Origin of the sequence: Nonomuraea sp. NPDC005983, assembly GCF_040614375.1 — a bacterium.
In the GTDB taxonomy this organism is placed as follows: Bacteria; Actinomycetota; Actinomycetes; order Streptosporangiales; family Streptosporangiaceae; genus Nonomuraea.
This window is the reverse complement of sequence record NZ_JBEXUP010000002.1, coordinates 133,826-158,547: the sequence shown is the minus strand read 5'-3', so window position 1 is coordinate 158,547 and position 24,722 is coordinate 133,826. Positions and strand designations below refer to the sequence as shown.

Genomic DNA, 24,722 nt, shown 5'->3' with positions numbered 1-24,722 from the left:
CTAGACGTCGAGGAAGCGGACGTCGCGCGCGTTGCGGATGATGAAGTCGCGCCGGGCCTCGACGTCCTCCCCCATCAGCACGCTGAACAGGTCGTCGGCCTGAGCCGCGTCGTCCAGCGTGACCAGGCGCAGCAGCCGCGTCTCGGGGTTCATGGTGGTCTCCCAGAGCTGGCCCGCGTTCATCTCGCCCAGACCCTTGAACCGCTGGACGTTGTCGCGGGGCCGCGGGTCGGGCTTGCCCGCGTCGATGCCCGCCTGGATGACGGCGTCGCGCTCGGCGTCGGAGTAGGCGTAGGACGCGTCCTCGCCCTTCCGGTCCCACTTGATCTTGTAGAGCGGCGGGCAGGACAGGTAGACGTGCCCGGCCTCGATCAGCGGCCGCATGAACCTGAACAGCAGCGTCAGCAGCAGGGTGTTGATGTGCTGGCCGTCGACGTCGGCGTCGGCCATCAGGATCACCTTGTGGTAGCGCAGCTTGGCGATGTCGAACTCGTCGTGGACGCCGGTGCCGAGCGCCGTGATCAGCGCCTGGACCTCGTTGTTCTTGAGGACCTTGTCGATCCGCGCCTTCTCCACGTTGAGGATCTTGCCGCGGATCGGCAGGATCGCCTGGAAGCGCGAGTCGCGGCCGCCCTTGGCCGAGCCGCCGGCCGAGTCGCCCTCGACGATGAACAGCTCGCACTTCTCCGGGTCGTTCCACTGGCAGTCGGCCAGCTTGCCGGGAAGCCCGCTGCCCGCTTCGAGCAGCGACTTGCGCCTGGTCAGGTCGCGCGCCTGGCGGGCCGCGATGCGGGCGCGGGACGCCTGCAGCGACTTGTTGATGATGTCCTTGGCCTCGCCGGGGTTGCGCTCGAACCAGTCGCGCAGGTGGTCGTTGCAGGCCTTCTGGACGAACGACTTGGCCTCGGTGTTGCCCAGCTTGGTCTTGGTCTGGCCCTCGAACTGCGGGTCGGACAGCTTCACCGAGATGATCGCGGTCAGGCCCTCGCGGACGTCCTCACCGGAGAGGTTGTCGTCCTTGCCCTCCTTGAGGAACTTCTGCTCGCGCGCGTACCTGTTGACGATGGACGTCAGCGCGGCGCGGAAGCCCTCCTCGTGGGTGCCGCCCTCGGCGGTGTTGATCGTGTTGGCGAAGGTGTACACCGACTCCGAGTAGGAGTTGTTCCACTGCATCGCGATCTCCACCGCGATGCCGTCGCCCTCCTCCTCGAAGGAGATGACCGACGCGTGCGCCGCCTCCTTCTTGGCGTTGAGGTGCTGGACGAAGTCGGCCAGACCGCCCTCGTAGTGGTACTCGACCCCGCGCGGCTCGCCGTTGACGTGGTCGGGACGCTCGTCGGCGAGCGTGATCGTCAGGCCCTTGTTGAGGAAGGCCATCTCCTGGAAGCGACGGGAGAGGGTCTCGTAGTTCCAGTTGGTGGTCTCGAAGATCTCGGGGTCGGGCCAGAACGTGATCGTGGTGCCGGTCTCGTCGGTCTCCTCGCCCTTGGCCAGCGGGGCCTGCGGCTTGGCGTTGACGAGGCGCAGCCGCCAGAAATGGCCGTTCTGCTTGACCTCGACGTCCATGGCTGTGGACAACGCGTTGACGACGGCGGAGCCGACGCCGTGCAGGCCACCGGAGACCGCGTAGGACTGGCTGTCGAACTTGCCGCCCGCGTGCAGGGTGGTCAGCACGACCTCGACCGCCGAGCGCTTCTCCACAGGGTGGATGCCCGTGGGGATGCCGCGGCCGTTGTCGACCACGCGCACGCCGTTGTCGGCCATGAGAGTGATGTCGATCCTGTCGGCGTAACCCGCCAGAGCCTCGTCGACCGCGTTGTCTACGATCTCGTAGACGAGGTGGTGCAGGCCGCGCTCACCGGTCGACCCGATATACATACCCGGGCGCTTGCGAACCGCCTCAAGCCCTTCGAGTACGGTGATTGAGCTAGCGTCGTAGGACAACTGCGAAATCCTCCTGCCGCGGACACGCGGCGGGGGAGAAGCCAAACTGCTCGTTGCCCCTGCCGTGCCCGTCACCGTCGTGAGTGCCCCGATGCGCGGTCACCCAGGGGAGTCGGCTTGGTGCCGGGGTGACACGCAAGCGGACGTGTCCGGAATCCGCTTTCATTCTACCGGCTCCGGAGCCCGAAGGTGGCAATGAACGCGCCTGTAATGCTCTCTAGCTCGTTTTGCCCCCCAGGCGAGCATCCCCCCTCTCGAACGGGGGGTCATCGCGTCAGGGGCTATCTGATCGCCTGGCGCGACCTAGCCGTAGGTGTCTCCGGGGCCCCGGCTTCCGGTCACCCGCAACCCTCCGGACGGCCGCGGAGCGTTCTGCGGGCCCCTGACCTTCACCTTCGTGACCGTGCCGTCGCCGAGCTCCTCGTTGAGCCTGCGTACGAGGGTCCTGGCCAGCAGGCGCACCTGGGTCGCCCAGGCCGTGGAGTCGGCGACGACGAGCACCTCGCCGTCGTCGAACGACTCGGGTTTGGTGTGCGCGGCCAGGTCGGGGCCGACGATGTCGGGCCAGCGGCCGAACACCCCGCCGACGGCCGCCGACTGCTCCCAGCCCCGGTCGGCCAGCAGGTCGAGAATGGCGCGTCCGAAAAGCTGGGGATCGCCGGACGCCCTGCGCGGCCCCGCGGCCCTGCGCCTCGGCTCGCGGCGGGGGAGCTGGCCGCGTTTGGCGGCGTCGGCCTTGGCCTGGGCGAGCTTCTCCCTCGCCATGGCGGCGCCCCTGGCCGCGGGGTTGTCGTCAACGGACACGGGTCACCTTCCCCTCTACGACGTCGTATCTGGCTCCGGTCAGTTCCTGTGGGATGTCGTCGGCCACGGCCGCGGTGATGAGCACCTGCTCGGCCGGTGCGACGATCTCGGCGAGGCGGCGCCTGCGCTGGCTGTCGAGCTCGGCGAAGACGTCGTCGAGGATCAGCACCGGATCGCCGCCGTCGGCCCTGAGAAGGTCGTAGGCGGCCAGGCGCAGCGCGAGCGCGAACGACCAGGACTCGCCGTGGCTGGCGTAGCCGCGGGCGGGCAGCTCGCCGAGGCCGAGGATCAGGTCGTCGCGGTGTGGACCGACGAGCGTGACCCCCCGCTCCAGCTCGGCCGAGCGGACCTCCAATAGCCGCTCACGCAGCCGCGCTTCAAGGGTTTTCCCCAAGTCTGTGGATAACGTCTGTGCATCGGAAGATCCGCGCTCACCGGCGACTTCGTCCTCCGCTTCATCCCCACCTGTGGACAACGTGCTGCGGTAGGCCAGCGTCGCGGGGGCGCTCGTGGGGGCGAGCGCGGCGTACGCTCCGGCGACCAGCGGGCGCAGCGCCTCGATGAGGTCGAGCCGGGCCTGAAGGAGCTCCGCACCGTGCCGGGCCAGATGGGCGTCCCAGACCTCCAGAGTGCTCAGGACGTCGCCGGCGCCCGCCGACGCGAAGCCGGAGTCACGCTCGGCCCGTCGGGCGCTCCTGGCGCCTCTCCGGGCCTGCGAGGCCGTACGCAGCAGCGCGCCGCGCTGCTTCAGCACCCGGTCGTAGTCGGCGCGCACGCCGGCGAATCTGGGAGCCCGCGAGACCAGCAGGTCGTCGAGGAACCGCCGCCGCTCCGACGGGTCGCCCTTGACCAGGGCCAGGTCTTCCGGCGCGAACAGGACCGTGCGCAGCAGGCCGACGACGTCGCGCGGCCTGGACATGGGGGAGCGGTTGAGCCGCGCCCGGTTGGCCCGCCCCGGGTTGATCTCCAGCTCGATCAGCGCCCGCCGCTCATCCCTGTGGACGGCGCAGCGCACGATCGCCCGGCTCGCTCCCTGCCGCACCAGCGGCGCGTCGGTGGACACCCGGTGGCTGGAGTGCGTCGCCACGTACCCGAGCGCCTCGACCAGGTTGGTCTTGCCCTGGCCGTTGGGCCCCACGAACGCCGTGACGCCCGGCTCCAGGCCGAGCTCCACGGACGCGTAGGACCGGAAGTCGGTCAGCGAGAGGTGGGCGACATGCACCCCACGAAGGTTAGTGGGCCACGCGCGCCGCTGGGGTCACCGGCTCACAGCCTGTGGAAAACCGTCACACGGCCTCGGCCGGCGGGACCACGTCGGCGCCCGGCGCGTCGGCCCCCTTCTCGGTGGAGCCCTCGGTCGCGGAGACCGCGTGCCCGCCGAACTGGTTGCGCAGCGCCGCGACCACCTTCATGGACGGCGAGTCGTCCTGGCGCGAGGCGAACCTGGCGAAGAGCGCGGCCGTGATCACCGGCAGCGGCACCGCGTGGTCGACCGCGGCCTGCACCGTCCACCTGCCCTCGCCGGAGTCCTGTGCGTAACCACGGAGCTTGTCGAGGTGCTCGTCGTCGTCGAGCGCCCGCACCATCAGGTCGAGCAGCCAGGAGCGGATCACGGTGCCCGTGCGCCAGCTCCTGAAGGAGCCCTTGACGTCGGTGACGATGTCGGACGCCTCGAGCAGCTCCCAGCCCTCCGCGAAGGCCTGCATCATGCCGTACTCGATGCCGTTGTGGACCATCTTCGCGAAGTGCCCGGCGCCGACCTCGCCCGCGTGGACGAAGCCGTCCTCGCCCGCGGGCTTGAGGGTCTCGAAGATCGGCATCAGGCGCCGGACGTAGACGTCGTCGCCGCCGCACATCAGCGCGTAGCCGTTCTCCAGGCCCCACACACCGCCGCTCACACCGCAGTCGACGAAGCCGATGCCCTTCGCGGCCAACTCCGCGGCATGCTTCTGGTCGTCCACATAGTGGGAGTTGCCGCCGTCGACCACCAGGTCGCCCTCGGACAGCATCTCGCCGAGCTGGTCGACCGTCTGCTGGGTGGGCTTGCCGGCGGGAACCATGACCCAGACCACCCGAGGCGCCTGCAACCTGTCGACCAGCTCCCTGAGGCTGCCGACGTCGCTCACCTTCGGGTCGCGGTCGTACCCGATCACCTCATGACCGCCGCGGCGCAGCCGCTCGGCCATGTTGCCGCCCATCTTGCCCAGCCCGACCATGCCGATCTGCATGTTGGTTACCCCCTTGTACAGGCTTCCATCATCCCTGATGGCCGGATCAGCCCGACAAGCGGATCGGCATGATCAGGTAACGGTAGTCGGGAGTGCCCTCGCCGTCCACAGGCTTGCCGCCGGTGAGGATGGCGGGCTTCGTGGACGTGGTCATCTGCAGGCGGGCGACGTCGGAGTCGATCGCCCCCAGCCCTTCCAGCAGGAACTGGTGGTTGAAGGCGATGTTCATCTCCTCGCCCTCGTAATCCACCGGCAGCACCTCGACGGCCTGCGCTTCGTCGCCGCTGCCCGCCTCCAGGACGACCTCGCCGCTCCTGAACGCCAGCCGCACCGGCGTGTTGCGCTCGGCGACCAGGGCCACGCGCTTGACCGCCTCCACGAACGGGCCTGTGGACAGATCCGCGCGGGCGGAGAACTCGGTGGGGAGCAGCGAGCGGTACTTGGGGAACTCGGGGTCGAGCAGGCGGGTGGTGGTGCGCCTGCCGGCGCTGGAGAAGCCGATCATGCCCTCGCCGGTGCCGCCTGCGGCGCTGAGCGCGACCTCCACCTCGGCTCCGGTGGCACCGAGCGCCTTGGCGGCGTCGGCGAGCGTCTTGCCGGGGATCATCGCGACGGACGAGAAGTCGGGTTGGCCCGGCTGCCACTTCAGCTCTCGGACGGCCAGGCGGTAGCGGTCGGTCGCGGCGAGGGTCACGGTGTCGCCCTCGATCTCCATGCGGACGCCGGTGAGCATGGGGAGCGTGTCGTCGCGGCCCGCGGCGACGGCCACCTGGCCGACGGCGGAAGCGAAGACGTCTGCGCCGACGCGTCCGGCGGCCGGGGGCATGGCCGGGAGCGACGGGTAGTCCTCCACAGGCATGGTCAGCAGGGTGAACCGGGCGCTGCCGCACGTGACGACCGCCTTGGCGCCCTCCACGACGAAGTCCACAGGCTGTGCGGGAAGGGCGCGGGTGATCTCGGCGAGCAGCTTGCCCGAGACCAGGACGACGCCGGCCTCACCGGTGTGGAGTTCCAGCGTCACCTCGGCGGAGACCTCGTAGTCGAAGCCGGAGAGCTTGAGCTGCTGCTCCTCGGTGACCTCCAGCCGCATTCCGGCGAGGACGGGCACGGACGGGCGCGCTGGGAGGCTGCGTGCCGTCCATGCCACCGCCTCAGCGAGGACGTCTCGCTCGATTCGGAACATCACGGTGATCAGCCTCCTGGTTTCGTCGTTGCTTCAAGTGTTGCCTCTCCCGCACCTTGGATCCGGGAGAACCCCTCTATGGGTCTTGAGTTTCTTTGTAGGAGAGATAAGAGGTCATCACACTAGGGGGTGTGGATACTGTGGACAACCGGCGTTGGCGCTGGTCACTGGCCCTGTTTTCATCCACTGCCCATGTGGGTGACGCCTGGGGGTAACTCTGCCGCCTGGGGATGAAGGTTCGTTGCACACAGGCCGTCCCCAGATCTTGGTGCGTTCATCCACGAGTTATCCACTGGGTTTCCACCGGTTGTCCACCGGGTAAACGGCCTCTCGGAGCGGGCCCGAAAGAGTATGCACAGGCCGTCCCCAGGCTATCCACGAGTAGTCCCCAGGTTCTCCTCAGGATGTCCCCAGACTTATCCCCAACCTCTGTGCAGGAAATTTCGGGCCAAGAGGGGGCGTAAGGCCGCCGCGTTTGGACGTTTTCCCTGATCCACAGTGTTATCCACAGGGTGTGCATGACGCTCAAGATCCGCGAGATGTCTGCTTGATACGCATTGTCAGCTCGTTGACCTGGTTGTACATCGACCGACGCTCCGCGATGAGCGACCGGATCTTGCGCTCGGCGTGCATGACCGTCGTGTGGTCGCGACCACCGAACTGCTGCCCGATCTTCGGCAGCGACAGCTCGGTCAGCTCCCGCGCCAGATACATCGCGATCTGCCTGGCGTTGACCAGAGCCCTGCTGCGGGAGCTGCCGCACAGGTCGTCGATGCTGATGCCGAAGTACTCGGCCGTCTTCGCCATGATCGTGGCGATCGTGATCTCCGGCCCGGACTCCGAGGTGATCAGGTCCTTCAGCACCACCTCGGCCAGCTGGAGGTCCACACCCTGCCTGTTGAGGCTGGCGAACGCGGTGACCCGGATCAGCGCGCCCTCCAGCTCGCGGATGTTGGTGGAGATCCGGCTGGCGATGTACTCGAGCACCTCGGGCGGCGCTGCCAGGCCCTCCTGGATCGCCTTCTTCCTGAGGATCGCGATACGCGTCTCCAGCTCGGGCGGCTGGACGTCGGTGATCAGCCCCCACTCGAACCGGTTGCGCAGCCGGTCCTCCAGCGTGATGAGCTGCTTGGGCGCGCGGTCGCTGGAGATCACGATCTGCTTGTTGGCGTTGTGGAGCGTGTTGAAGGTGTGGAAGAACTCCTCCTGCGTCTGCTCCTTGCCCTCCAGGAACTGGATGTCGTCGACGAGCAGGATGTCGATCGCGCGGTAGCGGCCGCGGAAGCCGTCGGCCTTGTGGTCGCGGATGCTGTTGATGAAGTCGTTGGTGAACTCCTCCGAGCTCACGTACCTCACCCGTGCGCCGTCGTACAGGCTCTGCGCGTAGTGCCCGATCGCGTGCAGCAGGTGGGTCTTCCCCAGACCGGAGTCGCCGTAAATAAAGAGGGGGTTGTACGCCTTCGCGGGGGATTCAGCGACGGCCACGGCGGCGGCGTGCGCGAAACGGTTGCTGGCGCCGATGACGAATGTCTCAAATGTGTACTTTTGGTTGAGCCTGGCCGTTTCACTGGGCTTGCTGCTCTTCGCCTCCCACCTGTTCGGCGCCGGGTCCGGCGCTTTCTCCACAGTCGGCTGGCCCTGTTCAAAAGTGAACGTCGGCTGTGGATATTCAGTGGATACCTGGGGCGGCTCGGGCTGTGGAGAATAGAACTGCGGAGGCTCGGATGCCTGGTAGACCTGCGATTGCGGGGGCTGTGCAAAACGCGGCTGCGGCTCCTGGCTCTGGGGATAACTTTGAGCCACAGGCTGTTGATGAAGGTCCGGCATCGGCTGCTCGGGCGCCGTTGTGTCGATCATCACGGCCAGCCGCGTGGCCCGTCCGAGCTCCTGGGAGAGCGCGTGGGCGACGAGGGACTTGAGCTTGCCCTCGATCAGGTCCTTGAGGAAGTCGTTGGGGACGCCCAGCACGATCGTGTCGTTGGCCAGCGCGATCGGGCGGACCATGGAGAGCCAGGTGCGCTGCTGGATGGGCACGTTCTCGTTGAGAAAGTTGCCCAGAGCTCTCTCCCACACCGTGCCGAGTTCGACACCGTTCATGGTGCGGCTCCCCTCCTTCCTCTCGCGGCCCCCCGCGATAGTTATCCACATGGGCCCGCCGTCCTGGCGGCGTGCGGCCCCTTCGTCCACAACGTGGATTCCGCGCTGAGTACCCAGGGAGTCCACAGGAGATCCACAGGTTGTGCACAGCCCTGCAGCGGCTCTGGAAGGGCCGACAGTATCCCTGTGCACAGCAGGGTTCAAGGCGTTGTCCACAGCCTAGTGGCACCACGATGCACATACTGTGGACGCGACCACAGCGGTGGAAAACCCGCATGTGGATTAGTGGATAACCGGCTCATGTTCGCCGCCGGTTTGACCTGGGCCATGATTGGCCCGTAACGTACGACGGTCGGCTTGCCACGCGACGGCTATTTCGCGTGCCCTCGCTACAGTGGTAGGCCAGCCATGTGTGTAAGCGCCCTAGCGGCGCACCCTCAAGCCTGGAGCCCACCCGTGAGCAAGCGTACTTTCCAGCCGAACAACCGTCGCCGCGCGAAGACCCACGGCTTCCGGCTGCGGATGCGCACCCGGGCCGGTCGCGCCATCCTTGCCGCTCGTCGCCGTAAGGGCCGCGAGAAGCTGTCGGCCTGATCGTCCCGCGCCAGATAGTCCTGCCCGTCGGCGAGTCCTGCCGGCGGGCGATAGGCGTATAGCGGTGCTTTCCCGAGGATCCCGCATGCGGCGCGGGGATGAGTTCGCGTTGGCGATCAAGCGCGGTAAACGCGCGGGTCGCCCCACTCTGGTGGCGCATCTCAACATTTCCGGGGGTGCGGCGCCCCTGGTCGGCTTCGTGGTGAGCCGGGCAGTCGGGGGCGCGGTCGTCCGCAACAAGGTCAAACGGCGGCTCCGACACCTGATGCGAGACCGTCTCGACCGGCTCCCGCGAGGTAGCCTGCTTGTGGTACGCGCCAATCCACCGGCCGCGTCAGCGCGATATGAGTATCTTGCCGCCGAGCTTGACCAAGCGTTGGATCGACTGCTCAGGCGGCGCGAGTCCTCGATGGATGGACACAGATGACGGAGCAGCCGCAAGGGACGCTCCCGAGCCTCGCCGCTCGGGTGCTGATCGTCCCGATCCGGTTCTACCGGGCCTTCATCGGCCCGATGCTCGGTCCACGCTGCCGTTTCCACCCTTCGTGTAGTGCGTATGGGCTGGAGGCGCTGGCCGTACATGGAGCTTTGCGCGGCACATGGCTGACTGTCCGGCGCATCGGGCGGTGCCACCCATTCCATCCCGGAGGTATAGACCCGGTGCCCCCACGCCCGGTTCGGTCCCACGAAACGCAAGGGAGATAGCTCAGTGGAGCTGTCCTGGCTGAGCTGGCTCTACGAAGCCGTAGCCCACGTCATCATCTGGATCCATACCGGATACAGCGCGGTCCTCAACCCGGACAGCGGGCTGACCTGGGCTCTCACCATCATCACGCTGACCGTTTGCATGCGGCTCCTGATCTTCCCGCTGTTCCTCAAGCAGATGAGGTCCTCGCGGAAGATGCAGGAGCTCGCGCCCAAGGTGGCGGAGATCCGCAAGCGGTATAAGAACGACAAGCAGCGCATGAACCAGGAAGTCATGGCGCTGTACCAAGGAGCGGGCGCCAACCCGCTCGGAGGCTGCCTTCCGGTCGTCGCCCAGTTCCCGATCTTCATCTCGATGTTCACCGTGCTGCGCGCGATGGCCGACGGCCACGCCAAGTACGGCATGACCCAGGAACTCGTCGACAGCGCCAGGTCCGCGCACATCTTCGGTGCGCCGCTCCCCGCCAGCTTCTGGATGTCCGAGGCGCAGATCGCCAGCTTCGACGCGAGCGTACTGCAGACGAAGATCGTGCTTGGGATCTTCGTGGCGATCAGCTCGCTCACCACGTTCCTCACCGTCCGGCAGAGCGTCGGCCGCTCCATGGCCCAGATGCCGGACAACCCCATGGCGCAGCAGCAGAAGATCCTGATGTACATCTCTCCGCTGTTCGCCTTCTTCAGCCTGAACTTCCCCCTGGGGTTGATCCTCTACTGGGTCACCACCAACCTGTGGACGCTGGGGCAGCAGCACTGGTTCTACAGCCGGCACCCGATGCCGCAGTACGACGCCAAGGGCAACGTGATCCCGGTCGAGCCCAAGCCCGGCCTGATCGCCAAGCTCCGCAAGTCCGCTCCCGAAGAGCAGGCACCCCCGCCGCCTCCGGAGCCTAAGATCATCAGGCAGCAGCCCAGTCGCCAGTCACGCAGCAAGCGCACGGGCAGCAAGAAGTCGTGAACACGAAGGAGAGGCCGGCCATGACCGACGAGGCCGAGCAGGAGAAGACTCCTGACCTCAACGCGCTCGAGCAGGAAGGCGAGATCGCTGCCGACTACGTCGAGGGCCTTCTCGACATCGCCGACATCGACGGCGACATCGACATGGACGTCGAGGGCGACCGTGCGATGGTCTCCGTTGTCGGGGTCAAGGGCAACGAGCTGGTCGGCCCTGGGGGCGAGGTCCTCGAGGCGCTGCAGGAGTTGACGCGCCTCGCCGTCCACAGGCAGACGGGGGAGCGGTCGCGGCTGATGCTGGACGTCGCCGGCTACCGCGAACGCCGGCGCGCGGAGCTGACCAAGCTCGGCACCGAGATCTCGAACCAGGTCAAGGAGCGGGGCGAGCCCAAGTCGCTCCAGCCCATGACGCCGTTCGAGCGCAAGATCGTCCATGACGCGGTGGCGGCGGCAGGCCTCCGCAGCGAGTCGGAAGGCGAGGAGCCCAACCGCTACGTGGTGGTCCTCCCCGCCTGACCTGATCGCTTTCCCGCGCGACCGATCGGCCGCCGACTCCGCCTCACCCGAGGTGGATCGGCGGCCGTTCCACTTCCCCCGGCAACGAGCCCTGTCTGCCAGCCCTCGCGCCCGCTCTCCGCGCACGCCCGCCGTCCGCTTCTGCGGCGCCGTGTTGGGGCGGCGCTTCGCGCCTCGAGGTCTTTTGGTACGGCATGCATGGGTCACCCGGCCCGCCGCGGCCGTCGCGTTCCCCGTGACGCCGTTGCGGGGGAGCCATGGGGCATCGAGAGGTGGCGACTCTGTGATGCGATAGCGAGGCCGCTCCGGGGAATGAGGATGTTTCGACCGGACCACTTCGTACCGCAACGCATGCCCGATATAGCGTGCTCGTCAGTTCCCACTTGGGGCGGCCCGTTAGTCTTTTCACAGTGATCGCACACTTAGCCTTGGGTTTGACAGTGAACCTGACCCGACCCCCGAGACCACGCCCTCACCGGGCGAAACCCGCCAGCCCGTAACAGAACCCTAGAAAGGGCCACCATCCCGTGAGCGACGAGCTACCCGCTCCGCCGGACATTGCGCGAGACGTCTTCACCGGCGAAGCCTGGGATCGGGCGAAGGCATTCGCCGAGCTCCTGGCAGGCCCAGGGGTGGTTCGTGGGCTGCTCGGCCCGCGCGAGGTGCCGCGGATCTGGGACCGCCACCTGCTCAACTGCGCCGTCGTCGCGGAGGCCGTCCCTGAGAACGTGCGCCTGGTCGACATCGGCTCCGGAGCCGGGCTGCCCGGCCTGGTGCTCGCGATCGTCCGGGACGACATCACGGTTACGCTGCTGGAGCCGCTGCTTCGCCGTACCGTGTTCCTGGAGGAGTGCGTTGCGGCGCTCAAGCTCGACAACGTCGAGGTGCTGCGCGGGCGAGCGGAGGAACTGGCGGGAAAGCGTGAGTTCGACGTGGCCAGCGCCCGCGCCGTCGCGCCGCTCGACCGGTTGCTGAAGTGGGCCATGCCGCTCCTGCGTGAGGGTGGCGAGCTGATCGCCATGAAGGGGGAGCGCGCCGCTGAGGAGCTCGCCGAAGCGGAGCCGCAGTTGCGCGCGAGCGGAGCGACCACGGCTGAGCTTGTGACCGTCGGGCGCGGTAAGGTCGAGCCGCCTGCAACTTTGGTTCGGGTGGTAGCGGGCCGCGCGCCGGAGCGAGGTAGGCGGCGACGAAGGAGGTGACAGGCTGTGCCGATTGGGCCATGCGGGCTTGGCTGGCCGGACAGTCCTTCGTCCGAGAGTCCTGCTGGGGTTGGCTGGCCCGAAATGGGCGTGTCGCGACAGCAAATTCCCGGCACCACCATGCCGCTGGTTGAAAGGATGGCCATCGTGACCCAGACCCCCCTGAACCCCGGTGACTCCCCGTTGGTACGAGAGGCGCTCAGCTCAGTGGTTTCACGTGAAACATCTGCCACCCAGACGGCGGCGCAGTCGGACGAATCCTCCCGGCCGGGCAGCGGGGCCTGGCCTCGTCCGTCCAAGGGCAGAGTGATCGCGGTGGCGAACCAGAAGGGGGGTGTCGGCAAGACGACGACGTCGGTCAACATCGCGGCGGCGCTCTCCATGAACGGCCAGCGGGTCCTTGTCGTCGACCTCGACCCCCAGGGCAACGCTTCCACCGCGCTGGCGACCGAACACCGGGGCGATGTCCCGGATGTCTATCAAGTCCTTGTGGACGACCTCCCGTTGGCCGAGATCGTCAAGCAGGTGCCTGACATGCCCGGCCTTTACTGCGCTCCCGCCACGATCGACCTGGCGGGAGCCGAGATCGAGCTCGTCTCCCTGGTGGCCAGGGAAGCCCGCCTTCGCCGGGCCCTCGCGGCGTACGATGCGATCGACTTCGACTACATCATCATCGACTGCCCGCCCTCGCTGGGGCTGCTGACGGTCAATGCCCTGGTCGCCGCCGACGAGGTGATGATCCCGATCCAGTGCGAGTACTACGCCCTGGAAGGGCTGGGCCAGCTCCTCCGCAACGTGGACCTGATCAAGGCGCACCTGAACCCGACGCTGCGCCTCTCGACGATCGTCCTCACCATGTACGACGGCCGCACCCGCCTCGCCTCCCAGGTCGCGGACGAGGTCCGCGCGCACTTCGGCGAGACGGTCCTCAAGGCCGTCATCCCCCGGAGCGTCCGCCTGTCGGAGGCACCCAGCTACGGTCAGTCCGTCATGACGTACGACCCAGGTTCCAGCGGCGCGATGGCCTACATGGACGCCGCCCGCGAGATCGCTCACCGCGCCACCGTCTGACCGACCGCACCCCGTCATCCACAGGACTGTCTCGCGCCTGGGACCGCTGGTCTCGGCGGGGGGTTGGCATGTGCCGCTCGCGCCGGAAGCCATTTCCTGGGTCTGCCCAGGCATCCCTGAGGAGCCCGGCGGAAGCATCGGCTCGGCCGCTCCCATCGGTGGGCTGGCACAGGTATTCCAAAAGGACAGCGGAAGCGCCAGCTCAGCATTCCCGTCAGGAGGCCAGCACAGCCATCCCGAGCGGGGCGGTAGCACCGGCTCGGCATTGCTCGGGCGCGTCACCTGGGCTCGTCGTTATCCATAGCCGGCACCGAGCGTCGGTGGCCGGGGCTGGGTGCCCGGCTCGTGGCGTCCGTGATCCGCTGGCTGGTCGTGCGGGGAATCGATGTGCTCAGCGGTGGGCACGGCACGGAGCACCTGGGGGACGCGGCGCGCGCAACGGCGACTGGTCGCGAGGGTGGCGGCAGGGGAGATTGGTTTCCGTTGCTGGGCGGGTGATGGGCTCTGGGGGAGTTTGGTGGAAATCCGGTGGAGTCGCGTGTGGCGAGAGGGTACCCCGTCGCGTTCACGACGGTAACCTCTCCTGGAGTGACCGGAATCGGCCGGGTGGTGAGGAGACGCAGTGAGTCAGCAGCGGCGGGGATTGGGCAAGGGGCTCGGGGCGCTCATCCCGACCGGTCCCATCGTTGACGGCGCGGGGGCGGTGGCCAACGGCAGCGGGTCAACGGGGGAGACCGAGCTCAAGCCGATCGCTGGGGCGTACTTCAAGGAGGTCACCCTCACCACGATCGTGCCCAACCCTCGGCAGCCGCGTGACGTGTTCGACGAGGAGCGGCTGCACGAATTGGCTGCGTCCATCCGTGAGGTCGGGCTGCTACAGCCGATCGTGGTGCGGCCGGTTGGTGGCGGGCAGTACGAGCTGATCATGGGGGAGCGGCGGTGGCGGGCCAGCAAGCTGGCCGGGCTGGAACAGGTCCCCGCGATCGTCCGCAACACACAGGACGACGAGCTGCTCCGCGACGCGTTGATCGAGAACCTTCAGCGGGAACAGCTCAACGCGTTGGAAGAGGCCGCGGCGTACCAGCAGTTGCTCGACGACTTCCAGGCCACTCACGAGCAGCTTGCGCAGAAGGTCGGGCGCTCACGGTCGCACATCACGAACACCCTGCGTCTGCTGAATCTGCCGCCAGAGGTTCAGACCAAGGTGGCTGCCGGCACGATCAGTGCCGGGCATGCGCGCGCTTTGCTCAGCCTCAGCGACCCGGACGAGCAGATCCAGTTGGCCAAGCGGATCGTGGCCGAGTTGCTGTCGGTGCGGGCGGTGGAAGAGATCGTGAGCCTCGGTAGCGCCAAGGCCGCCCCGAAGGCTCCGCGTGAGCGGCAGGCGAACAAGCCGATCGCCCCTGGCCTCACGCACCTCGCCGACCGGCTCTCCGACCACTTCGAGACCAAAGTGAAGGTCGACCTGGGTCGCCGAAAGGGGAGGATCGTCGTCGAGTTCGCGACGATCGACGACCTGGAGCGGATCATCGGCACCATGGCTCCGGAGGCTGTCCGCGCCATGCGTGACGCAGAGGACTGACGCTGTTTCACGTGAAACCATCGTGGCGCCCTCGTTCAGGGGGCGTTTCACGTGAAACAACGGCGCATGGAGAGCTGTAGCGACGGTTGTACTCCTCTCCCGTGCGCCCACCGAAACCGTCCCTGTGGGCGTTGCGGAGTCGAAGGTGCGGCACCCCAAGTGCTCAGGGCGTGCGGATCAGGCGCCATGCGAGGGCGGGCGGCTTGTGGGTAAGCGGCGTGTGGGGAGGCAGCGTCGGGTCCGTGGCGTGCGGTCAGCGCCGTCCGGGGCGCATGGCGTGCGAGCGAGCGGCGTGTGGGGCCGAGCGGCGTCCGGGAGCGAGCAGGGGCGAGTGGCGGTCGGGGTGGTGCTCGCGGTTGGGGTGCCCAACGCGATGGTGCTCTCGGATTAGGGAGTGCTTTACGCGGCCGCGTGCGGCAGTCGCGAAGGTGGAGTGGGGCGGGGGTGGCAGGCTCCACCTGCCGCCGCTTAGTTGGAGCCGACCGGTCGCGCCCTCGCGCAGAGGCTGGGAGTTCGACTTGGTTTCACGTGAAACAGCGAGACGTCGGCTCTCATCATCCGGCGAGACTCCGGATCCCTCCTCGGGGTGTCAATGCTGCACGCTCTGTTCGGCCAGTGCTGCACGCTCTGTTCGGCGTCCGCTGAAAGGCTGGATAGCCTGCCGCCACTGTTTCACGTGAAACAGCGTGCCGCTTCGTCGGCTGCTCCTGTGGTGCTGACCGTCACAACTGCAGCGCTCGCGTGCGATGTCCGATGCTGGGGTCGTAAGTCTTTGCCGGGGCGGCACGGAAGGCCGAGCTGGCATCCACACGCGAGTGAATCCCGATGAGCCCTTCCGGCCGCCGCACTAGCCGTCGTGCTAGCTCTCAGTCGCGGCGAGCTTTCTCTACCGTGAGCTCTCCCGCGAGGGGCGTCTCCGCTGCTCGCTCGCCGCGTCCGACAGCTGTCGCTGGACGCTCCACATGGGGGTTGTCAGGAAGTCGTTGAGGCGCGGATGTCCGCGAGGAAGTCGTCGATGTGAGTCTCCGTGGTGTCGAAGGCGGTCATCCAGCGGACCGTGCCGGTGGACTCGTCCCAGGGGTGGAAGAGGTAGCGCGACAGGAGCGTGCGCGTGGCTTCCGGCGGGAGGGTGGCGAAGACGGCGTTGGACTCCACCGGGTACGCCAGGCGCACGTCCGGGATGTCGGCCAAACCGGTCGCCAGGCGTTGGGCCATGGCGTTGGCGTGTCTGGCGTTCTGGAGCCAGAGGTCGTCCGTGAGGAGAGCGGAGAGTTGCGCGGAGATGAAGCGCATCTTCGAGGCGAGTTGGAGCGACTGGCGCCGCAGGAAGGGAACGGCGGTCGGCAGCGACGGGTCGAGGACCACCACCGCCTCCGCCGCGAGCGCCCCGTTCTTGGTGCCGCCGAAGCTGAACACGTCGACTCCCGCGTCCGTGGTGATGGCGGCGAGGGAGCAGTCGAGGTGCGCGGCGGCGTTGGCGAGCCTGGCGCCGTCGACGTGGAGGCGTAGGCCGGACGCGTGCGCGATCTCGGCCAGGGCGGCGATCTCGGCCGGGGTGTAGCAGGTGCCGAGCTCCGTGACCTGGGAGATGGAGACGACGGTGGGCTGCGGCTCGTGGTGCCGGCCGAGGACGTGCAGGCGGCTGGTGACGTCCTCAGGGCGGAGCTTGCCGTCCTGCGTCGGGACGGTGAGGAGTTTGACTCCGAGCAGCCGTTCCGCCGCGCCCGTCTCGTGGGTGGCGATGTGCGCGGTGTCGGGGCAGATGACGGCGTCGTAGCGGCCGAGCGTGAGGGCCAGCCCGACCATGTTGGCGCCTGCCCCGTTCAGCACCGCGAAGCCCTCCGCCGCGGGGCCGAACACGTCCTTGATCTGGTTTGAGAAGGTGGACGTCCAGCGGTCGTCACCGTAGGCGGGGGCGTCTCCTTGGTTGGCGGCCGTCATGGCCTCCATGACGGCCGGGTGGACGCCCGCGTGGTTGTCGCTGGCGAAGCTCTTGGGATAGTTGGGATCGATCAGCACCCCGCCAGGCTACTTACCCCGGGCGGCGGCGTTCTGAAGGAGGACGCGGCAGAGGTCGCCGAGGTCGCGCCCGGCGGCCTCGACCGCCATCGGGAGGAGCGAGGTCTCGGTCATGCCGGGCGCCACGTTCACCTCCAGGAAGTGCGGCTGGTCTGACGCGTCGACGATGAGGTCGGTGCGGGAGATGTCGCGCAGGCCGAGCGCGGTGTGCGCGGTGACCGCCATCTCCGCGCAGGCGGCCGCAGCCTGGGGGGAGAGGCGGGCGGGGGCGAAGAACTCGGTGTGCCCGGCGGTGTAGCGCGCGGCGTAGTCGTAGACGCCTTCGTCGGGGACGATCTCGACGGCCGGGAGCGCCGCCGGGCCGTCGCCGAGGTCCACCACGGAGACGGAGACCTCGACGCCTTCGACGTACCGCTCGATGAGCGCGGTGTCGCCGTAGGCGAAGCAGCCGACCATGGCGGCGGGCAGCTCTTCGGCGGTGCGCACGATGGACGCGCCCAGCGCGGAGCCGCCACGGGAGGGCTTGACGAAGAGGGGGAGGCCGAGGTGCTCCACGATGCGGCCGAGGACGACCGTGGCGCCCAGGTCGTGGAAGGTCTCCTTGGGCAGCGTGACCGACTCGGGAGTGCGCAGCCCGACGCCGCGGACGACCGCTTTGGCGGTGGGCTTGTCGAACGCGACCCGGCAGGCGTCAGGGTCGGCGCCGACGTACGGAACGTTGAGCAGCTCCAGCACGGAACGGATCGCGCCGTCCTCGCCCGCGCCGCCGTGGAGCGTCACGAAGACCGCCTCGGGCGGGTCGGCGAGAATCGAGGGGACGAGCGAGGCGTCGGTGTCGCGCGCCTCGACGTCGACGCCGGCCGCGCGCAGCACCTCGCTCACCCGGCGGCCTGAGCGCAGGGACACCTCCCGCTCGTACGAGAGGCCACCGGCCAGCACGAGCACGTGGCCCAGATCGCTCATCACAACTCCTCCGCTGATGGCACGCCGCACCACCGTACCGGCGCTGGGGCGGAGTGGCCGCCCTGCGGCCGTCCAACCGTACCGGTGTCGGGGACGGGGGTGTCCGCGCGGGGAGCGAGCCCCCGCGATGGTCGTCCCACCGTACCGATGCCGGAACCGGCCGGCATCCCGAGGGGGGCCGGCCGGTGGGCGGAGGTCAGGCCAGGTCCGGGCCCGGGGTGTCGATGCCGTTGTGACCGCGGGCCGAGGCGGTGCCGAACGTGTCGCGGAGCTGCATCTCCTGCTCGATCACTCCGGCGAGCCGTCGTACGCCTTCGCGGATGCGGTCGGGCTCGGGGAAGCAGAACGACAGCCGCATCTGACGTGAGCCGCTGCCGTCGGAGAAGAAGCCGGTGCCCGGTACGAACGCGACCCGTTCGGCCACGGCGCGCGGCAGGATCGCCTTCGAGTCGAGCCCCTCGGGCAGCGTGACCCAGACGAAGAAGCCGCCCGCGGGTTTGGTCCAGGTGACCTCCGGGGGCATGAGCGCGTCCAGGGCTTCGAGGAGGGCGTCGCGGCGCTCGCGGTAGAGCTCCTTGAAGGACTTGATCTGCTCGCGCCACGGCTGCGTCGCCAGGTACTGCCCGACGGCGAGCTGGGTGAACGACGAGTGCGACAGCACGGCCGACTCCATGGCGAGCACGAGCTTGTCGCGGATGGCGTGCGGTGCGAGCGCCCAGCCGACCCGGAACCCGGGGGCGAGCGTCTTGGAGAACGACCCGAGATAGACCACTCCGTCGGGGTTGTCGGCCCGGAGCGCGCGCATCGGCTCGGCGTCGAACCCGAGCAGCCCGTACGGGTTGTCCTCGATGATGAGGATTCCGGCCCGCTGGCAGATGTCGAGCACCTGCTGCCGCCGCGGCAGGTTCAGCGTGACTCCGGCCGGGTTGTGGAAGGTCGGGATCGTGTAGAGGAACTTGATCGGCGCTCCGGCGGTCTCCAGGGCGTAGATGGTCTGTGCCAGCGATTCGGGCACGATGCCCTGATCGTCCATGGCAATATGCACCACTTTGGCCTGGTAAGCGGCGAACGTGCCCAGGGCGCCGACGTACGAGGGACCCTCGGCGAGCACCACGTCGCCCGGGTCGATGAAGATGCGGGTGACCAGGTCGAGAGCCTGCTGCGAGCCCACCGTGACGACCACGTCGTCGGCCCCGGCCTCGATCCCCTCCAACTGCATGACGTCGCAGATCTGCTGGCGCAGGTGCGGGTCGCCCTGGCCGGAGCCGTACTGCAACGCGACCGGGCCGCGCCTGGTCACCAGGTCGGAGACCAGCTCGCCGACCATGTCGAGGGGGAGGGCCGTGACGTACGGCATGCCGCCGGCGAGCGAGACCACCTCGGGTCTCGACGCGACGGCGAAGAGAGCTCGGACCTCGGAGGCGACCATCCCGGTAGCTCGGGCGGCGTACCGGTCGACGTAGGCATCGATGCGCGACCCCTGGGGCGCGGGCGTTTGACCGTGATCGAGCTCTTCTGTCACGGTCCACCTCCTAGATGTCATATGAGCCGAAATACCAGATTACGCCAGTCCGACATGTCGCCTGTGAGAGGGCACGTCCGTCGTGGTGCCCGCTGGCTGCGTCATCACTGAGCTACGATGCCAGCAACGGACGCGGTTTTCGCGCGCTTTTCCGGTTCAACGATTGGGGCCGTAGTTGTCGCGTCGGCTGGTCAACATCACCCTGGACAACCTGGACGATCTGCCTCGCCGCTGCCGGCGGTGCGTGTTCTGGGAGCTCGACCCTGTCAGCGGGGAGCGGGCCGTCGTGTCGGGTGACCCCGGGCTGGAGAAGGAGGCCTGGCTCTCCGGCACGCTGCTCGAATGGGGCAGCTGCGGAAAGATCGCCTATGTCGACGGGGTGCCCGCCGGATTCGTCATCTACAGCCCGCCCCTCTACTCGCCCCGCTCGGTGGCCTTCCCCACCTCGCCGGTGAGCGCCGACGCGGTCCTGCTGATGACCGCGCACATCATCCCCGAGTTCTCGGGTGGCGGCCTGGGCCGGATGCTCATCCAGGGCGTGGCCAAGGATCTGACGCGGCGCGGGGTGAAGGCCATCGAGGCGTTCGGCGACCTGAAGTGGGAGGAGCCGAGTTGCGTCGTCCCGGCCGAATACCTGCTTTCGGTCGGCTTCAAGACGGTCCGGCCGCACCTGCGCTTCCCGCGCCTGCGGCTGGAGCTGAAGACCGCCATCTCGTGGCGTGAGGACGTCGAGGTGGCCTTGGAACGGCTGCTCGGCTCCATGAGCCCGGAAAGGGCCCTTCGGCCCGTCTAGCCGCCTTTGAGGGCCGTACGCGAAGAGCCCCCCGCGAAGCGCGAGGGGCTCTCGGACGAGGACGGGCTAGATGATGCCGTCGAGCTCGCGCAGCAGCATGGCCTTCGGCTTGGCGCCGATGATCTGCTTCACGACCTCTCCGCCCTTGTAGACGTTCATCGTCGGGATCTGGAGCACGCCGTAGTCACGCGGGACGTTCGGGTTCTCGTCGATGTTGAGCTTGACGATCTCCAGCTTGTCGCCGTGCTCGTTGGCGATCTCCTCCAGGATCGGAGCCACCTGACGGCACGGGCCGCACCACTCGGCCCAGAAGTCGACCAGCACGGGCTTGTCGCTCTTGAGGACCTCGGCCTCGAACGTGGCGTCGGTTACTGCCTTCACGGTGAGCTCCTTACTTCTCGTTGTTGGCGAGCCAGCGCTCGGAGTCGAGCGACGCCGCGCAGCCGGTGCCGGCCGCGGTGATGGCCTGGCGGTAGGTGTGGTCGACGACGTCACCAGCGGCGAACACGCCGTCGATGTTGGTGGCGGTGGTCGGCGCCGCCACCTTGATGTAGCCCTCGTCGTCGAGGTCGATCTGGCCCTTGACCAGATCGGTGCGCGGGTCGTGGCCGATCGCCAGGAACAGCGCGTCGGCGGCCAGCTCGCACTCCTCGCCGGTCTTGACGTTGCGCAGCTTGACGGCCTCGACCTTCTTCTCGCCCAGGACGTCGACGACCTCGGAGTCCCAGACGAAGCGGATCTTCTCGTTCGCGAACGCCCGCTCCTGCATGATCTTGCTGGCGCGCAGCTGGTCACGCCGGTGCACGACGGTGACCATGCGGCCGAAGCGGGTCAGGAAGGTGGCCTCCTCCATCGCGGTGTCGCCACCGCCCACGACCACGATGTCCTTGTTGCGGAAGAAGAACCCGTCGCAGGTGGCACACCAGGACACGCCGTGGCCGGACAGCCGCTTCTCGTTCTCCAGGCCGAGCTCGCGGTAGCCGGAGCCCATCGCCAGGATGACGGACTTCGCGTAGTAGGTGCCGCTGTGCGTCTTGACGACCTTGGGGTTGGCCTCCAGGTCGACCTCGATCACGTCGTCGGCCACCAGCTCCGCGCCGAACCGCTCCGCCTGCTTGCGCAGGTTGTCCATCAGGTCGGGGCCCATGATGCCGTCGGGGAACCCCGGGAAGTTCTCCACGTCGGTGGTGTTCATCAGCGCGCCACCGGCGGTGACGGACCCCTCGAAGATCAGCGGCTTGAGTTCGGCGCGCGCGGAGTAGACGGCCGCGGTGTACCCAGCGGGGCCGGACCCGATGATGATCACGTTACGGACGTCGCTCAACGCGCTCACGCCTTCCTCGTCTGCTGTTGCCTGTCGCCTCAACAGATCCTAGGCCGCCCTGATTCCCGGCCTTCACCCACAGCGCCCCAGGAAACCGAAAGAGCCCGCCGAAGCGGGCTCTGACGTGCGGTTTTCGCGTGGAGCTACCAGCGGCCCAACGCGGGCCTGCGCAGGTTCTTGCAGTTGAAGGGGTCCACGACGTCGATGCGGAGTTTCTTGGCCTGCGTGTCCTTCCAGGAGGTCACGATGATGGCCTCCTGGCCGTTGTACTGGCCCTGGTCGACGGCGAACGTCTTCAGCTTGGACCGGTCGGCGACGCGGGTGACGCACTTGGCGACCTGGTCGACGTCCGGCGAGCCGCCCGCCATCGCAGGCGCGGGCGCGAGGAAGCCCGCCAGAGGCTGGCGCAGCTCCTGGTTGCTGTAGTTGTGACCGCTGTCGGTCAACGCGTACGGCCTGGCCGGAACCTCCTTCTTGGTCTGCGCCTTGCTCGGCGCCGCGGGTTGGGCGACCCGCTGGGCGCCCGCGCCGTCGCTGCCACCGCCGGCGAGCAGGCCGGTCGAGAGGGCCGCCGTGCCGACCACGGCCACCGCCGCGACCGCCGCCGCAGCCGCGGCGGGCATCGCCCACCTGCGCTGCCGCGCGGGACGCCGCCGGGCCGGGACGACCGTGCCGTCGTCGGACACCACCCCGAGGCGTACCGGCTCGGGGACCTCGACTGGCTGCCGCTCCCACGGGGAGTCCCGCATGAGCTCATCCCAGTCGGGTGTTTCCACGAGGCCGACACCTCCGCGCCGAGACTCGCTCTCGGCGGCAAGTGCCTTGTCGATGCGCAGTGCGACCCCCATCGGCATGGCCGGTGTGGAGGTCGCCGCGAGCACCTCGCGAACCGCTGCCAGGTCGGCCAGAAGCTCCCCACAGGGGTCACATACCGCGAGATGCTCGCGGACCTGGCGGGCCGTGCCAGCGTCCAGGAGACCTTCGGCCAGCTCGGCCAGGATCTCCAGATCGTAGTGCGTTTCACCCGTCACGAAGTTCTGCTCCCTTCGCGGATGAGACGCGACTGAGGTCTGATCGGTTCCGTAGATGCGAAAGAATTGGGGCAAGTTTCGCGCGCCCCCGCGCACACCGGCTTTTCACCGTCCCGCTGGGCACTTGGAGCACCTGAGCTGCGTCTTCGACCGAGTAGCCCATCATGTCGACGAGGACGAGAGCCGCTCGCTGATCGGTGGGCAGCAGTTTCAGCGCGGCCGAAACCTCCATCGAGACCTCGCGCTCGCCCGTCTGGTCGGGCAGCGGGGTCTCTCGCTCGGCGGCCTCGATGAGCTCGTCGTCGGCGACCGGCCTGACGGACTTCCTGCGCATCCGGTCGAGGCAGGCGTTGACGACGATGCGGTGGAGCCAGGTGGTGACGGCGGCCTCGCCGCGGAAGGTGCCGGCCTTGCGGTACGCGGACACGAAGGCGTCCTGCACGGCGTCGGCCGCCTCGTCGGGGTCGCCCAGCGTGCGCAGAGCGACCGCCCACATGCGGTCACGGTGCCTTTTGACGATTTCGCTGAAGGCGCGTGGGTCCCCGTTGATGTGCGCAGCCAGCAGTTCGGCGTCGCTGACCGCGGGCCGTTCCGCTTCTGAGGGAGTATCGGGTGGGGAGTTCACAAGAGAGTTTCCTGATTATGCCGATCCTGGGGAATGCACCACTACCTCATAGATGGTGCCATGAAACCCGCCAGCATCTGCCGGAAGACGCGTAAACCAGATCAAAACGTACTGACCGGTTGCGGGTTGATCCGGGGTAAAGGTGACCTTGCCTGCCGCGTCCTTCTGGCGGGCGACCGTCTTCAGCGAGCCGAGCTCGGGCTTGTCGCCGACCTTCAGCTCCACGTTCGCGCCCGGCGCCTGCGCCAGCGTCGCCACCACATCACTCACCTGGACGGACTTGCCCATGTCGAGCAGCAGACCGACACCGGGCTTCAGATTGCCCAGCTCGGCGCTGGTGTACGCCTCCGTCTTCCACAGCGTGCTCGGCTGCCCGTCGATCGCCAGCGGCGCCATCTCGGGCTTCTCCTTGCCGTCGCCGAGCGGGTCGAACCCGGTCGCCTTGGACGGCTTCACGACCTGAACCGCCACCGGGGCCGAGGTCGAGGGCTTGGGAGAGGACGACGCCTGCTCAGGCGTGCCCGGATTGCCGAGGCTGCGGCCGACCGTCCAGGCGCCGACGCCGACGGCGGCGATGACGAGCAGCACGACCACCGTCATCAGCACCCGGTTCAGCGTGCCGCTGCTCGGCCGCGGCTGCTGCACCGTCAGAGACTGGATCGGCCGTGCGGGACGCTGCTCGGTGTCGGGCCCCTCGGCGTGCGAGACCGAGGGCGTCACCGCCGGCGCGGACGGGTACGCGATCGGGATGGGCATCGGCCTGGCCACGTCGGCGAGCGACTCGGCCACCTCGGCCGCGCTCGACAGCGCGCCCTGCCCCTTGCGGGACTCAGGCAGGCAGGCCCGGACCGTGACCGTCTCCAAGTAGCCGGGCACGCCCGCGGTCACCTGGCGCGGCGTGCAGAAATGCCCGTCGATCGTCGGTGCGGCGGGCAGCCCGCCCTCTTCCTCGTCGCCGGGCCAGTGGCCGGTCAGGCCCGCGTAGAGCAGGCGGCCGAGCCCCTCGGCGTCCTCCAGGTCCGGTTGGTCGGTGGTGAGCCCGGACAGCGCGGCGTCGACCGCCACGCCGAGCACCTTCACCGTGTTGCCGGTCGTCCAGACCAGGTGGGCGGGGCGCAGGCACAGGTGGTAGAGGTTCGACTCGGCCGCGTGCGCGAGGGCCTCGGCCGCCTCGGCGACCAGCCCGGCCGCGCGCTCGGGCTCCATCGGGCCGGCGGCGAGCAGGTCGGTCAGCGTGTCGCCGGTGACCCACTCGCTCACCACGTAGGAGTGGTCGTCGTCCTCGGCGGCGTCGAAGACCTGCGTCAGCCGCGGGTCGGTGAGCCGGCTGGCGGCGCGGGCGGCGGTGACGACCTCGTGGACGCGCGGGAAGTCCGGACCGAAGGTGTGCACGGCGACGGGCCGGGCGAGGATCTCGTCGATGGCCTTCCACAACGTGGCGCCGTCAGACTCGCTCACCCGATCTTCCAGCCGGAAGCGCTCGGCGAGGCGGGTGCCAGGTTCGACCGCCGACGTGCTCACTGGCTCACTCCGCTCGGCCGATCGGGCGTGCTCATGACTCGTCTCACCTG

23 protein-coding genes are annotated in these 24,722 nt (G+C 68.4%); 9 read left to right on the top strand and 14 right to left on the bottom strand.

Annotated elements, in window-relative coordinates; all coding sequences use genetic code 11:
• The 6 genes from gyrB to dnaA form a co-directional block, all read right to left on the bottom strand.
• Complete coding sequence (gene gyrB / locus ABZ297_RS02215; protein WP_355337975.1) at nt 1-1,944, bottom strand: DNA topoisomerase (ATP-hydrolyzing) subunit B; 1,944 nt, start codon at nt 1,942-1,944, stop codon at nt 1-3.
• 303 nt (nt 1,945-2,247) lie between these two features.
• Nucleotides 2,248-2,748, bottom strand: coding sequence for a DciA family protein (locus tag ABZ297_RS02210; protein WP_355337972.1), 501 nt, complete (start codon nt 2,746-2,748; stop codon nt 2,248-2,250).
• A complete protein-coding gene (gene recF / locus ABZ297_RS02205; RefSeq protein ID WP_355337969.1) occupies nt 2,738-3,970 on the bottom strand; it encodes a DNA replication/repair protein RecF in 1,233 nt (410 codons plus the stop codon). The genes ABZ297_RS02210 and recF overlap by 11 nt, the downstream gene beginning before the upstream one ends.
• Before the next feature lie 64 nt (nt 3,971-4,034).
• Nucleotides 4,035-4,997: a phosphogluconate dehydrogenase (NAD(+)-dependent, decarboxylating) gene (gene gnd / locus ABZ297_RS02200; RefSeq protein WP_355338116.1), complete on the bottom strand. Its 963-nt coding sequence runs from the start codon at nt 4,995-4,997 to the stop codon at nt 4,035-4,037.
• 25 nt (nt 4,998-5,022) lie between these two features.
• Nucleotides 5,023-6,162, bottom strand: a complete 1,140-nt coding sequence (gene dnaN, locus ABZ297_RS02195) for a DNA polymerase III subunit beta (protein WP_355337966.1) — start codon at nt 6,160-6,162, stop codon at nt 5,023-5,025.
• 522 nt (nt 6,163-6,684) lie between these two features.
• Complete coding sequence (gene dnaA, locus ABZ297_RS02190) at nt 6,685-8,256, bottom strand: chromosomal replication initiator protein DnaA (RefSeq protein ID WP_355337963.1); 1,572 nt, start codon at nt 8,254-8,256, stop codon at nt 6,685-6,687.
• Nucleotides 8,257-8,712: 456 nt separating this feature from the next.
• Here dnaA and rpmH point away from each other — a divergent pair, with 456 nt between their 5' ends.
• The 8 genes from rpmH (at nt 8,713) to ABZ297_RS02150 (ending at nt 14,874) form a co-directional block, all read left to right on the top strand.
• The gene (gene rpmH / locus ABZ297_RS02185) at nt 8,713-8,850 is read left to right on the top strand and encodes a 50S ribosomal protein L34 (protein WP_043614899.1); all 138 of its coding nucleotides are present in this window, start codon (nt 8,713-8,715) and stop codon (nt 8,848-8,850) included.
• Nucleotides 8,851-8,914: 64 nt separating this feature from the next.
• Entirely contained in the window at nt 8,915-9,277 is a 363-nt protein-coding gene (gene rnpA / locus ABZ297_RS02180) for a ribonuclease P protein component (RefSeq protein WP_355337959.1), read from the top strand.
• On the top strand, nt 9,274-9,555 hold the full coding sequence (gene yidD / locus ABZ297_RS02175; RefSeq protein WP_355337956.1) for a membrane protein insertion efficiency factor YidD: 282 nt from the start codon (nt 9,274-9,276) through the stop codon (nt 9,553-9,555). Before rnpA ends, yidD begins: the two co-directional genes overlap by 4 nt.
• A 4-nt stretch (nt 9,556-9,559) precedes the next feature.
• The gene (yidC, locus tag ABZ297_RS02170) at nt 9,560-10,510 is read left to right on the top strand and encodes a membrane protein insertase YidC (protein WP_355337953.1); all 951 of its coding nucleotides are present in this window, start codon (nt 9,560-9,562) and stop codon (nt 10,508-10,510) included.
• 20 nt (nt 10,511-10,530) lie between these two features.
• On the top strand, nt 10,531-11,022 hold the full coding sequence (locus ABZ297_RS02165) for a R3H domain-containing nucleic acid-binding protein (protein ID WP_355337950.1): 492 nt from the start codon (nt 10,531-10,533) through the stop codon (nt 11,020-11,022).
• A 527-nt stretch (nt 11,023-11,549) separates the two neighbouring features.
• Nucleotides 11,550-12,221 carry a 16S rRNA (guanine(527)-N(7))-methyltransferase RsmG gene (gene rsmG, locus ABZ297_RS02160; RefSeq protein WP_355337947.1) on the top strand — a complete coding sequence of 224 codons (672 nt, stop codon included), beginning with the start codon at nt 11,550-11,552 and terminating at the stop codon, nt 12,219-12,221.
• Nucleotides 12,222-12,341: 120 nt separating this feature from the next.
• The gene (locus ABZ297_RS02155) at nt 12,342-13,292 is read left to right on the top strand and encodes a ParA family protein (RefSeq protein WP_355337944.1); all 951 of its coding nucleotides are present in this window, start codon (nt 12,342-12,344) and stop codon (nt 13,290-13,292) included.
• A 622-nt stretch (nt 13,293-13,914) separates the two neighbouring features.
• Nucleotides 13,915-14,874, top strand: a complete 960-nt coding sequence (locus ABZ297_RS02150; protein ID WP_355337941.1) for a ParB/RepB/Spo0J family partition protein — start codon at nt 13,915-13,917, stop codon at nt 14,872-14,874.
• Nucleotides 14,875-15,846: 972 nt separating this feature from the next.
• On the opposite strand, the gene ABZ297_RS02145 is transcribed toward ABZ297_RS02150, so the two are convergent.
• The 3 genes from ABZ297_RS02145 to ABZ297_RS02135 form a co-directional block, all read right to left on the bottom strand.
• Nucleotides 15,847-16,893: an aminotransferase class I/II-fold pyridoxal phosphate-dependent enzyme gene (locus tag ABZ297_RS02145; protein WP_355337938.1), complete on the bottom strand. Its 1,047-nt coding sequence runs from the start codon at nt 16,891-16,893 to the stop codon at nt 15,847-15,849.
• Between the two features lie 9 nt (nt 16,894-16,902).
• The gene (locus ABZ297_RS02140; RefSeq protein WP_355337935.1) at nt 16,903-17,856 is read right to left on the bottom strand and encodes a D-alanine--D-alanine ligase; all 954 of its coding nucleotides are present in this window, start codon (nt 17,854-17,856) and stop codon (nt 16,903-16,905) included.
• Nucleotides 17,857-18,052: 196 nt separating this feature from the next.
• Nucleotides 18,053-19,285: a PLP-dependent aminotransferase family protein gene (locus ABZ297_RS02135; RefSeq protein WP_355338113.1), complete on the bottom strand. Its 1,233-nt coding sequence runs from the start codon at nt 19,283-19,285 to the stop codon at nt 18,053-18,055.
• 268 nt (nt 19,286-19,553) lie between these two features.
• Here ABZ297_RS02135 and ABZ297_RS02130 point away from each other — a divergent pair, with 268 nt between their 5' ends.
• Nucleotides 19,554-20,171, top strand: coding sequence for a GNAT family N-acetyltransferase (locus ABZ297_RS02130; RefSeq protein ID WP_350813532.1), 618 nt, complete (start codon nt 19,554-19,556; stop codon nt 20,169-20,171).
• Between the two features lie 66 nt (nt 20,172-20,237).
• On the opposite strand, the gene trxA is transcribed toward ABZ297_RS02130, so the two are convergent.
• The 5 genes from trxA to ABZ297_RS02105 all read right to left on the bottom strand — a co-directional run bounded on the left by trxA (nt 20,238) and on the right by ABZ297_RS02105 (nt 24,672).
• Nucleotides 20,238-20,552 carry a thioredoxin gene (gene trxA, locus ABZ297_RS02125; protein ID WP_355337932.1) on the bottom strand — a complete coding sequence of 105 codons (315 nt, stop codon included), beginning with the start codon at nt 20,550-20,552 and terminating at the stop codon, nt 20,238-20,240.
• 10 nt (nt 20,553-20,562) lie between these two features.
• Nucleotides 20,563-21,495, bottom strand: a complete 933-nt coding sequence (trxB, locus tag ABZ297_RS02120; RefSeq protein ID WP_355338111.1) for a thioredoxin-disulfide reductase — start codon at nt 21,493-21,495, stop codon at nt 20,563-20,565.
• 143 nt (nt 21,496-21,638) lie between these two features.
• Nucleotides 21,639-22,526, bottom strand: a complete 888-nt coding sequence (locus tag ABZ297_RS02115) for a zf-HC2 domain-containing protein (RefSeq protein ID WP_355337929.1) — start codon at nt 22,524-22,526, stop codon at nt 21,639-21,641.
• Nucleotides 22,516-23,151, bottom strand: a complete 636-nt coding sequence (gene sigM / locus ABZ297_RS02110) for an RNA polymerase sigma factor SigM (protein ID WP_355337926.1) — start codon at nt 23,149-23,151, stop codon at nt 22,516-22,518. The genes ABZ297_RS02115 and sigM overlap by 11 nt, the downstream gene beginning before the upstream one ends.
• Before the next feature lie 15 nt (nt 23,152-23,166).
• Nucleotides 23,167-24,672: a protein kinase family protein gene (locus ABZ297_RS02105; RefSeq protein ID WP_355337923.1), complete on the bottom strand. Its 1,506-nt coding sequence runs from the start codon at nt 24,670-24,672 to the stop codon at nt 23,167-23,169.
• Nucleotides 24,673-24,722 lie beyond the last annotated feature (50 nt).

Excerpts from the sequence above, each read along its gene's own strand:
- ABZ297_RS02165 (WP_355337950.1), top strand. The coding sequence starts at position 10,531 with ATGACCGACGAGGCCGAGCAGGAGAAGACTCCTGACCTCAACGCGCTC.
- ABZ297_RS02135 (WP_355338113.1), bottom strand. The coding sequence starts at position 19,285 with ATGGTCGCCTCCGAGGTCCGAGCTCTCTTCGCCGTCGCGTCGAGACCC.
- ABZ297_RS02140 (WP_355337935.1), bottom strand. The coding sequence starts at position 17,856 with ATGAGCGATCTGGGCCACGTGCTCGTGCTGGCCGGTGGCCTCTCGTAC.
- yidD (WP_355337956.1), top strand. The coding sequence starts at position 9,274 with ATGACGGAGCAGCCGCAAGGGACGCTCCCGAGCCTCGCCGCTCGGGTG.
- dnaA (WP_355337963.1), bottom strand. The coding sequence starts at position 8,256 with ATGAACGGTGTCGAACTCGGCACGGTGTGGGAGAGAGCTCTGGGCAAC.
- ABZ297_RS02155 (WP_355337944.1), top strand. The coding sequence starts at position 12,342 with ATGCCGCTGGTTGAAAGGATGGCCATCGTGACCCAGACCCCCCTGAAC.